General features: G+C 52.5%; 13 protein-coding genes. 6 read left to right on the top strand and 7 right to left on the bottom strand.

Annotated elements, in window-relative coordinates; translation table 11 throughout:
• Positions 1 to 348: 348 nt before the first annotated feature.
• Positions 349 to 903 carry a gamma carbonic anhydrase family protein gene (locus F3J31_RS23115; RefSeq protein ID WP_048226939.1) on the top strand — a complete coding sequence of 185 codons (555 nt, stop codon included), beginning with the start codon at positions 349 to 351 and terminating at the stop codon, positions 901 to 903.
• Here F3J31_RS23115 and F3J31_RS23110 read toward each other — a convergent pair.
• From F3J31_RS23110 to dprA, 6 genes are read right to left on the bottom strand one after another with little or no spacing between them, the layout of a single operon-like run.
• Complete coding sequence (locus tag F3J31_RS23110) at positions 879 to 1,127, bottom strand: DUF1488 domain-containing protein (protein WP_023345007.1); 249 nt, start codon at positions 1,125 to 1,127, stop codon at positions 879 to 881. The two genes, F3J31_RS23115 and F3J31_RS23110, sit on opposite strands and share 25 nt — an antisense overlap.
• Positions 1,124 to 1,942, bottom strand: coding sequence for a shikimate dehydrogenase (gene aroE / locus F3J31_RS23105; protein ID WP_045909527.1), 819 nt, complete (start codon positions 1,940 to 1,942; stop codon positions 1,124 to 1,126). The genes F3J31_RS23110 and aroE overlap by 4 nt, the downstream gene beginning before the upstream one ends.
• 4 nt (positions 1,943 to 1,946) lie before the next feature.
• Positions 1,947 to 2,519 (bottom strand): L-threonylcarbamoyladenylate synthase type 1 TsaC, encoded by a 573-nt coding sequence (gene tsaC / locus F3J31_RS23100; RefSeq protein ID WP_008503475.1) that lies wholly within the window; start codon positions 2,517 to 2,519, stop codon positions 1,947 to 1,949.
• Entirely contained in the window at positions 2,512 to 3,066 is a 555-nt protein-coding gene (locus F3J31_RS23095; protein WP_045909528.1) for a topoisomerase DNA-binding C4 zinc finger domain-containing protein, read from the bottom strand. The genes tsaC and F3J31_RS23095 overlap by 8 nt, the downstream gene beginning before the upstream one ends.
• A 26-nt stretch (positions 3,067 to 3,092) precedes the next feature.
• A complete protein-coding gene (gene smg / locus F3J31_RS23090; protein WP_008503477.1) occupies positions 3,093 to 3,566 on the bottom strand; it encodes a DUF494 family protein Smg in 474 nt (157 codons plus the stop codon).
• Positions 3,538 to 4,662, bottom strand: coding sequence for a DNA-protecting protein DprA (gene dprA, locus F3J31_RS23085; protein ID WP_048030966.1), 1,125 nt, complete (start codon positions 4,660 to 4,662; stop codon positions 3,538 to 3,540). The genes smg and dprA overlap by 29 nt, the downstream gene beginning before the upstream one ends.
• 127 nt (positions 4,663 to 4,789) lie before the next feature.
• Between dprA and def the strand changes: the two genes are divergently transcribed.
• The 5 genes from def (at position 4,790) to mscL (ending at position 9,567) form a co-directional block, all read left to right on the top strand.
• Positions 4,790 to 5,299, top strand: a complete 510-nt coding sequence (gene def / locus F3J31_RS23080) for a peptide deformylase (RefSeq protein WP_008503479.1) — start codon at positions 4,790 to 4,792, stop codon at positions 5,297 to 5,299.
• 25 nt (positions 5,300 to 5,324) lie between these two features.
• Positions 5,325 to 6,272, top strand: coding sequence for a methionyl-tRNA formyltransferase (fmt, locus tag F3J31_RS23075; RefSeq protein WP_167215701.1), 948 nt, complete (start codon positions 5,325 to 5,327; stop codon positions 6,270 to 6,272).
• Positions 6,273 to 6,324: 52 nt separating this feature from the next.
• Entirely contained in the window at positions 6,325 to 7,611 is a 1,287-nt protein-coding gene (gene rsmB, locus F3J31_RS23070) for a 16S rRNA (cytosine(967)-C(5))-methyltransferase RsmB (RefSeq protein WP_167215698.1), read from the top strand.
• A gap of 22 nt (positions 7,612 to 7,633) precedes the next feature.
• Complete coding sequence (gene trkA, locus F3J31_RS23065) at positions 7,634 to 9,010, top strand: Trk system potassium transporter TrkA (RefSeq protein ID WP_025759209.1); 1,377 nt, start codon at positions 7,634 to 7,636, stop codon at positions 9,008 to 9,010.
• A 146-nt stretch (positions 9,011 to 9,156) separates the two neighbouring features.
• Positions 9,157 to 9,567 carry a large-conductance mechanosensitive channel protein MscL gene (gene mscL, locus F3J31_RS23060; RefSeq protein ID WP_025759210.1) on the top strand — a complete coding sequence of 137 codons (411 nt, stop codon included), beginning with the start codon at positions 9,157 to 9,159 and terminating at the stop codon, positions 9,565 to 9,567.
• Here the strand turns inward: mscL and F3J31_RS23055 are convergent.
• On the bottom strand, positions 9,541 to 9,783 hold the full coding sequence (locus F3J31_RS23055; RefSeq protein WP_045909530.1) for an alternative ribosome-rescue factor A: 243 nt from the start codon (positions 9,781 to 9,783) through the stop codon (positions 9,541 to 9,543). The genes mscL and F3J31_RS23055 overlap by 27 nt on opposite strands.
• Positions 9,784 to 9,796: the final 13 nt, after the last annotated feature.

The following is a 9,796-nucleotide window of genomic DNA, read 5'->3' as shown; positions in this document are numbered from 1 at the left end:
CTGATAAATTGTTAAAGAGCAGTGCAACGCGGCTTTCGCTCACCGTTGCGAGGTGGCGTATATTACGCTTTCCTCTTTCAGAGTCAACCCGTTATTTCAGGATTTTTTCTCTTCAACCGACCGCGTTGTCTGTGAAGTGTTTCACATCTGCCGTGTCGATGGAGGCGCATTATAGGGATCCCAATTTTTAGCACAAGTATTTTTTAGATCTTTTTTTCCGACTGCTGATTTTCCGCGCTTTTCGCTGAAATCCCGCCCGATCTGCTTAAATATTGACGTATTTTGCCTTGCCTCGATCCATTAATACGATCAAAGTCTTCTGTATAGCGCTCATTCTTAGAGGTAGATATGTCTGCAGTATTGCGTCCTTATAAAGATCTGTTCCCCCAAAAAGGCGATCGCGTGATGATCGATGCCAGCAGCGTGGTCGTTGGTGATGTGCGAATGGCCGAAGATGTCAGCATCTGGCCGCTCGTCGCCATCAGGGGAGATGTTAACTATGTGTCGATTGGTGCACGTACCAACATTCAGGACGGTAGCGTTCTGCATGTCACGCACAAATCCTCCTATAACCCCGAGGGTCATCCCCTCATCATTGGAGAGGATGTTACCGTCGGCCATAAAGTGATGCTCCACGGCTGCACGATCGGAAATCGCGTCCTTGTTGGCATGGGGTCGATTTTGCTGGATGGCGTCATAGTAGAAGATGACGTAATGATTGGTGCCGGTAGCCTGGTCCCGCAGAACAAACGGCTGGAGAGCGGTTATCTCTATCTGGGAAGTCCGGTAAAACAGATCCGCCCCCTTAAGGAGGCAGAGATCGAAGGATTAAAATACTCGGCGAACAACTACGTAAAATGGAAGAATGACTATCTGGATCAGGATAACCAAACCCAGCCCTGATCGTCTTCCTGCTGTTCGCGGATTAAATCGCTGGCTTCCTCTTCAAGATCCCAGCGATTTTCGCAAAATACCGCTAGCGGGTCTGTGCCGCCAAAACGATGCAACAGCGTTTCTCCATGGATGGCGCAGGTAAGTTGCATGCCCTGCACCAGCACCGGAAAACAGACCGCTTGTTTATGCTCATCCCAGCTCTCTCTGTCCGGGAAATGAATAGCCTGATTCACGCCGAAAGCTCCTGCTTTAGCTTTTCAATGACCGGCTCGACCGCAGGCAACACGCCGTGCCAGAGCAGCACCGCATGCGCAGCCTGCCCCACCAGCATTCCCAGTCCATCGGCTAACTGTTTCGCGCCGTGTTGTTCACACCAGTTCAGGAAAGGCGTCTTCCCTTTCTGATAGAACATGTCATAGAAGTACATATGCGCACTGACCAGCGAAGCGGGGATCGCTGGGATCTCACCGTTGATGCCGCTGGATGTGGCATTAATGACAAGATCGAACTCACGTTCGGCAAGATCGTCAAGCGCTACCGCGCTCACGCTGCCGGTATGCGCAAACAACGCCGCCAGCGCTTCTGCCCGGGAAAAGGTTCTGTTCGTGATGGTCACCGAACAGTCCAGTGAAAGCAGAGGCAACAAAACGCCCCGCGATGCGCCACCCGCGCCAATCAGCAGAATCCGGAAACCGGGCTTGATAAAGGAGAGTCTTTCCAGATCGCTGAGTAAACCAATCCCGTCGGTGTTGTCCCCCAGAAGGCGTCCATCCTCAAGCCGTTTTAGGGTATTGACTGCACCAGCAAGTGAAGCGCGTTCGGTCAGCTCATCCGCACGTTCGAAGGCTTCTTCTTTAAACGGGACCGTCACATTCGCGCCTTTGCCCCCCGCGGCGAAAAAGGCCTCAAGCGTAGGGATAAAGGCATCCACTGGCGCCAGTACGCGACCATAGGGGTGATCTATCTGCAGCTGCTCCGCGAACTGCTGATGGATCAACGGTGACTTGCTGTGTGCAATGGGATTACCAAAAACAGCATAGGTTTCCATGAGATTACCCCTGGCGAAAACGTTCGCCGGTCAAAGCGTCGCGAATTTCAGATGGATTCAGGCGCCCTCCCGTTTCACCGACAGCGACAGGGAAGTCATTCCCGAACTGCGCCAGCACTTCTTCGGTTGTCCGACATGGCGGCTGCCCGGTCAGGTTGGCGCTGGTTGAGACCAGTGGTTTACCAAATGCAAGGCACAGCTCCACCACCAGCGGATGGTCAGTGACGCGAACGGCAAGGGAATCAAAGCGTCCGGTTAACCAGCGCGGAGTTGTCGGCTGCGCCGGGAAAACAAAGGTGACCGGTCCAGGCCACGCGGAGAAGATTGTCTCGCGCTGTGCTGGCGTTAGCATAGAGTCATCAATATAGGGCTTAAGCTGCTCGTAATTCGCAGCGATCAAAATCAGTCCTTTCTCGACGGGTCTTTGTTTCAGGGTAAGCAGACGGCTCACAGCCGTCTCGCTGTCAGGATCGCAACCGACCCCAAAAACAGCTTCAGTTGGATAGGCGATGACTTCTTCATTTTTCAGTACGTCCACTGCATGGGCAATGGAGCCTGATGGCAGGTTATTATTCACTATATTGATCCGCCGTTACCGGCTTTCCACATTGTTTACTGGCGCAGAAGCGTTTCATGCCTTGCGCGGTTTTCTTCTCTATCAGTAGCGGATAATTGCAATGAGGGCAGATTCCCGCTACCGGCTTAAAATTGATAACGAACTGGCAGTCAGGGTAGCGATCGCACGAATGGAAGGTCTTACCATAACGGGAACGGCGCTGTACAAGCTGACCGCGCTGACACTGAGGGCAGGCAATTGCCGTTTCATCAGGCTTATCAATTTGTTCCGTATGTTCACATTCCGGGTAGCGGCTACATCCAATAAACATGCCGAAACGCCCCTGGCGTAGCGCGAGTTCGCCACCGCAGAGAGGGCACAGCTGACCCTCCAGAATTTTGACGATATGTCCATCCGCCTGGCTTTTCAGAGGACGAACATAATCACATTCCGGATAGTGAGAACAACCGAGAAACGGGCCGTGTTTCCCGGACCGAATAACAAGTTCAGCCCCGCACTGCGGGCAGGGCTCGTTTTTGTGCACCGTGAACAGTGCTGATTTGGCCATAACAACTCTTGGTGCTGCACATTGAATTAGTGCAGCATACCTTCATTCACTTCAAAGAGTAATTCTTCCATTTGCTGATAGGCATTTTCACAGCCCGGGATATTAAACAGAACCATCAGGATCACCCACTTGAGATCTTCCAGTTCAAATTCTGCCGTATCCAGCGCCATGACGCGCTCTATCACCATTTCTCTCGTTTCGAGGTTTAGCACCTGAATCTGCTCAAGGAATAAAATGAATCCCCGGCAGCTGGCGTCCAGCCGTTCACACTCTTCAGCGGTATAAATGCGTACAGACAATGGGTCAGAAGCAAGCTGCATCGGTTCGGCAAGGCCTTCCTGATAATCAGCCAGTTTTTCCAGCCACATCAACGCATTGTAGATATCTTCCCGCTCAAATCCCGCATCGGTAAGATCCTGTGTCAACTTGTCCTGATCCACTCGCATTTCTGCTTCGTTATGGATGTAAGTCTCAAACAAATACATCAGTACGTCGAACATGGCATGCCCTCCTTAATCGGACATAGCCGCCGGGTACAGCTGCGATCCACCCTGCTAACTCCAGTTCGAGTAGCTGTGCTACCGTTACTGGCACAGGTTGGCCGGCACGTTCAGCGACAACGTCAACAGGTGTTACCTCATCTCCTACGTTAGCCAGGAGCTTGGGAAATGGCAATGCCACCTTTCCCTGATCTGATGAATATTGTCGCTTTTCGGGATCTTCCTGCAGCCATTGCAGCCCATATTGCAAATTTTCAAGAATGTCCCCGACTTCCGTTACCGGTGTTGCCCCCTGCTTAATCAGCCAGTGCGGTCCCTCGCATCCGGGATTACCTATCGGGCCTGGCAAGGCGAAGACTTCTCGCCCCTGTTCGAGCGCGCACCGTGCCGTGACCAGCGAACCGCTTCGCCGCGCGGCTTCAACCACCAACACGCCTTTGCTAAGGCCGCTGATGATGCGATTACGACGCGGAAAATTTGCCGGTCGGGGCTGCGCGGAAAGCGGAAACTCAGACACTATCGCACCGTCAGACTCAATAAGCCGCATCGCCAATGCCTGATGCCGGCGTGGATAAATGCTAAAAAGACCGTTCCCCAGCACCGCGACACTTCGTCCTTTTACTGACAGCGCCGCGCTGTGGGCAACGCCGTCAATACCACAGGCCAGCCCGCTGGTAATCGTGAAACCACTATGTGAAAGTTGTTCGCACAGGATTTTCCCCCATCGCTCGCCGTACCATGACGGCGCACGACTGCCTACCACCGCCAGCTGAACGGTATTAAGCGTCTCAGGGTTACCTTTTATGAATAAAGCCCCGGGATAGTCAGGGATCGTGCGGAGCAAAGGGGGATAAAGGGAATGATTGGCCGTTAATAAATGATGTCCCGGCTGCTCAAGCCATATCAGGCTACGTTCCAGCTCACTCTCATCGAACGCAACGAACCGTTCAGCCTGCTTTGCTGTCAGTCCAGCATTTCTTAAGACAAGCGTATCGATGCCTTCCTGCCTCTGCAATCGTGCAGCCGCTTCCACCATGACATCACCACACAGAGAACCTGTGTGCATGAGCCGTAGCCAAATCTCGGTAGACGTCATCCTTTCCCCTGCCATAAGCGCTCTCCGCAATCATTGCGATTGGTCACTGATGCTGTCAATCGATGGGGGATTTGTCTAGAATAGAGGGAGTATTCTTATCAACTCCTGAACACGACTCTGGAAATTTATGGCAGTTTTGCAAGTGTTACATATTCCGGACGAGCGCCTTCGCATCGTCGCTGAACCGGTCAAAGAAGTGAATGCAGAAATCCAGCGTATCGTTGATGATATGTTCGATACCATGTACGCCGAAGAAGGCATTGGCCTGGCGGCGACGCAGGTGGACATTCACAAGCGTATTATCGTGATTGATGTTTCGGAAAATCGCGATGGCCGCCTGGTGCTGATCAACCCTGAGCTGCTCGAAAAGAGTGGCGAAACCGGTATTGAGGAAGGCTGTCTGTCTATTCCTGAACAGCGTGCGTTAGTGCCTCGTGCCGAAAAAGTGAAAATTCGCGCCCTGGATCGTGACGGTAATCCGTTCGAACTGGAGGCAGACGACCTGCTGGCAATTTGTATTCAGCATGAGATGGATCACCTGGTCGGTAAACTGTTTATCGATTATCTCTCGCCGCTGAAACAGCAGCGTATTCGTCAGAAAGTAGAGAAACTGGATCGTTTGCGTTCTCGCGCATAACATCCCCCCGGATACAAGGATCATCGTGTCTAAAACACTACGTATTATCTTCGCGGGAACCCCTGATTTTGCAGCGCGTCATCTTGACGCGCTGTTATCGTCTGGTCACCAGGTTGTTGGCGTCTTTACCCAGCCGGACCGTCCTGCTGGTCGCGGCAAAAAACTGATGCCGAGCCCGGTCAAAGTGCTGGCAGAAGAGCATGGGCTTCCCGTTTTTCAGTCCGCATCGCTGCGCCCGCAGGAAAATCAGCAACTGATTGCTGACCTGAATGCCGACGTAATGGTGGTGGTGGCTTACGGTTTAATTCTGCCCAAAGCCGTGCTTGATATGCCGCGCCTGGGTTGTATCAACGTGCATGGGTCTCTGCTCCCACGCTGGCGTGGCGCAGCACCTATCCAGCGCGCGCTGTGGGCGGGTGATGCCGAAACGGGCGTGACCATCATGAAGATGGACGTAGGTTTAGACACCGGCGACATGCTGTATAAACTGGCCTGCCCCATTACGCCAGACGATACCAGCGCCACGCTGTATGACAAACTGGCAGACCTTGGCCCACAAGGTCTTATCGAGACGCTTCAGCAGCTTGCTGACAATACGGCAAAACCGGAAGTTCAGGATGACGCGCTGGTAACCTACGCCGAAAAGCTGAGCAAAGAAGAAGCGCGTATCGACTGGTCCCTGTCCGCCGCTCAACTTGAACGCTGCATTCGCGCTTTTAATCCGTGGCCAATGAGCTGGATGGAAATTGATGAGCAGCCAGTAAAAGTCTGGAAGGCCTCCGTCATTAGCGGTGCGACGACGGCGGAACCCGGTACGATTATTGATGCCAGCAAGAACGGTATCCAGGTGGCGACTGCGCAAGGGATTTTGAATCTTGAATCGCTCCAACCGGCCGGTAAGAAAGCCATGAGCGCTCAGGATCTGTTAAATTCCCGTCGTGAATGGTTTATCCCGGGCAATCGCCTTGCCTGAGCAAATTTATTCTTAAGGCCCGGTGTTTCCGGGCATTTTTATTTTTACGGTTATGAAAAAACAAAATCTACGCAGTATGGCGGCCCAGGCCGTCGAGCAGGTTATCGAGCAGGGCCAGTCATTGAGTAACGTCCTGCCTCCCCTGCAGCAAAAAGTTTCTGATAAAGATAAAGCCCTGCTTCAGGAGCTCTGCTTTGGCGTCCTGCGCACACTCTCTCAGCTTGAGTGGCTGATTAACAAGCTGATGTCCCGCCCAATGACGGGCAAGCAGCGCACCGTACATTATTTGATTATGGTGGGTTTTTATCAGCTTCTTCATACCCGCATCCCACCTCACGCTGCGCTGGCAGAGACGGTGGAAGGTGCCGTTGCGATTAAACGTCCTCAGTTGAAAGGGCTGATCAACGGCGTATTGCGTCAGTTCCAGCGACAGCAGGATGAGCTTCTGGCTGAATTTGCCCAAAACGAAGCGCGCTTCCTGCATCCGGACTGGCTGTTGAAGCGCCTGAAAAAAGCTTATCCGCAGCAGTGGCAGGGCATTGCTGATGCCAACAACCAGCGTCCGCCAATGTGGTTACGCGTGAATCGGAATCACCACACCCGTGACGCATGGCTGGCATTACTCGAAGAAGCTGGAATGAGCGGCTTCACCCATGACGCATACCCTGATGCCGTGCGCTTAGCATCGCCTGCACCGGTAAATGCATTACCCGGCTTTGAAGAGGGTTGGGTAACGGTACAGGATGCTTCTGCTCAGGGTTGCATGACCTGGCTTGAACCCCAAAACGGTGAGCAGATCCTCGATCTCTGCGCCGCGCCAGGGGGCAAAACGACGCATATTCTTGAAGTGGCTCCACAGGCCAGCGTGATGGCGGTGGACGTTGATGAGCAGCGTCTTTCAGGCGTCTATGACAACCTCAAGCGCCTGGGCATGAAGGCGCAGGTTAAGCAAGGCGATGGACGCAAACCCGCAGAATGGTGTGGTGAAACACAATTCGATCGCATTTTGCTGGATGCCCCCTGCTCTGCAACCGGCGTGATTCGTCGTCATCCGGATATCAAGTGGCTGCGCCGCGATCGTGATATTAACGAACTTGCCCAGCTGCAATCCGACATCCTCGACGCCATCTGGCCGCATCTCAAGCCCGGCGGCACGCTGGTGTATGCGACCTGCTCGGTACTTCCTGAAGAAAACAGTCAGCAAATCGCGGCCTTCCTTAAACGTACCCCGGACGCGGCGCTGCGCGATACGGGAACGCCTGAATGCCCGGGTCAGCAGAATCTGCCGGGTGCAGAAGAGGGTGATGGCTTCTTTTACGCTAAGCTAATCAAAGAGTGATGTTGAGAACAGGTCACGAGATATGAAGATTATCATTCTGGGCGCAGGACAGGTTGGCGGAACGCTGGCGGAAAACCTGGTTGGCGAAAACAACGACATCACCATCGTGGATACCAACGGCGATCGCCTGCGTGTTTTGCAGGACAAATTTGACCTGCGCGTTGTGCAGGGCCATGGTTCACACCCGCGCGTTCTTCGTGAGGCGGGCGCTGACGATGCCGATATGCTGGTTGCGGTGACCAGTTCTGACGAAACCAATATGGTGGCCTGTCAGGTGGCCTACTCGCTTTTCAACACGCCAAACCGAATCGCGCGCATCCGCTCTCCGGACTATGTCCGCGATGCTGAGAAGCTGTTTAACTCAGAAGCGGTCCCTATTGATCATCTCATCGCCCCAGAACAGCTGGTTATCGATAATATCTACCGTCTGATCGAATATCCGGGCGCCCTGCAGGTAGTGAACTTTGCCGAAGGTAAAGTGAGCCTGGCCGTCGTTAAAGCCTATTACGGCGGGCCATTGATCGGCAATGCGCTTTCCACCATGCGCGAGCACATGCCGCATATCGATACGCGCGTCGCAGCCATCTTCCGTCACGACAGGCCAATCCGCCCGCAGGGCTCCACGATTGTCGAAGCCGGTGATGAAGTCTTCTTTATTGCAGCTTCACAGCATATTCGTGCGGTGATGAGTGAACTTCAGCGTCTCGAAAAACCCTATAAACGCATTATGCTGGTCGGCGGCGGCAATATCGGTGCAGGCCTGGCACACCGGCTGGAAAAAGATTACAGCGTGAAGTTGATCGAGCGCGATCAGCAGCGTGCTGCTGAACTGGCGGAAAAACTGCAAAATACGATCGTATTTTATGGCGATGCGTCCGATCAGGAATTACTGGCTGAAGAGCATATTGATCAAGTTGATCTCTTTATTGCCGTCACCAACGACGATGAAGCGAATATAATGTCCGCCATGCTCGCCAAACGCATGGGGGCCAAAAAGGTCATGGTGCTTATCCAGCGTCGGGCATACGTTGATCTGGTGCAGGGCAGCGTCATTGATATTGCCATTTCACCTCAGCAGGCGACCATTTCCGCGCTCCTGAGCCATGTGCGTAAAGCCGATATTGTCGGGGTGTCATCGCTCCGCCGCGGTGTCGCGGAAGCCATTGAAGCCGTGGCGCACGGAGATGAAACCACGTCACGCGTCGTGGGCCGTTCGATAGACGAAATTAAGCTGCCACCGGGAACGATTATCGGTGCCGTCGTGCGCGGAAATGATGTCATGATTGCCAATGATAATTTACGTATTGAGCAAGGCGATCACGTTATTATGTTCCTTACCGATAAAAAGTTTATTACCGACGTCGAACGTTTATTCCAGCCAAGCCCATTCTTCCTTTAATGTGTCGGGTGCCTGAAAAAGTGCACCCGACCTTTATCCTTTTCATTTCTGTGCCTTTTATTTTTCATAACGTTTAATTATCCCGAATGGCAATTAGCTAATCATTTGTTAAACTTATAGACGTCAGCTGGCACAAGGAGAACAAAATGAGTTTTATTAAAGAATTTCGCGAATTTGCGATGCGCGGAAACGTGGTGGATTTGGCAGTGGGTGTCATTATTGGTGCGGCATTCGGCAAGATTGTTTCATCATTAGTGGCCGACATTATCATGCCACCTTTAGGGTTGCTGATCGGGGGCATTGATTTCAAACAATTCGCTTTCACGCTGCGTGAAGCACAAGGTGATGTTCCGGCAGTCGTGATGCACTACGGCGTATTTATTCAGAACGTATTTGATTTCGTGATTGTGGCGTTTGCCATTTTTATGGCTATCAAGCTGATCAACAAGCTGAACCGTAAAAAAGAAGAGCCGGCAGCGGCGCCTGCGCCTACAAAAGAAGAAGTGCTGCTGAGTGAGATTCGCGATCTGTTAAAAGAGCAGAACAACCGCGTTTAATCGAAAGCTTAAAGCAGGAAGGCCAGTGGTAAATAAGCGATTCGCTTGTTTGCCACTGGCCTCCCAGTTACCCCGTTTTGCATGCTTGTCTTTACGCAGATAACTCCCTTTCCCTTTTTTATTCTTCTCAACACGCTGTCTGAATAGCGGGTCGTGAAGTAGTGCCTCAATGGCATTATCTTTTATCTGTCCTTTCGTGTGCTGATAGCGGCTCATAAATTCTCCTGAG

Origin of the sequence: Enterobacter sp. Acro-832 (assembly GCF_011752745.1) — a bacterium.
In the GTDB taxonomy this organism is placed as follows: domain Bacteria; phylum Pseudomonadota; class Gammaproteobacteria; order Enterobacterales; family Enterobacteriaceae; genus Enterobacter; species Enterobacter quasiroggenkampii.
Note: the sequence above shows the minus strand (reverse complement) of the source record. Positions and strands in the feature narration are given on the sequence as shown.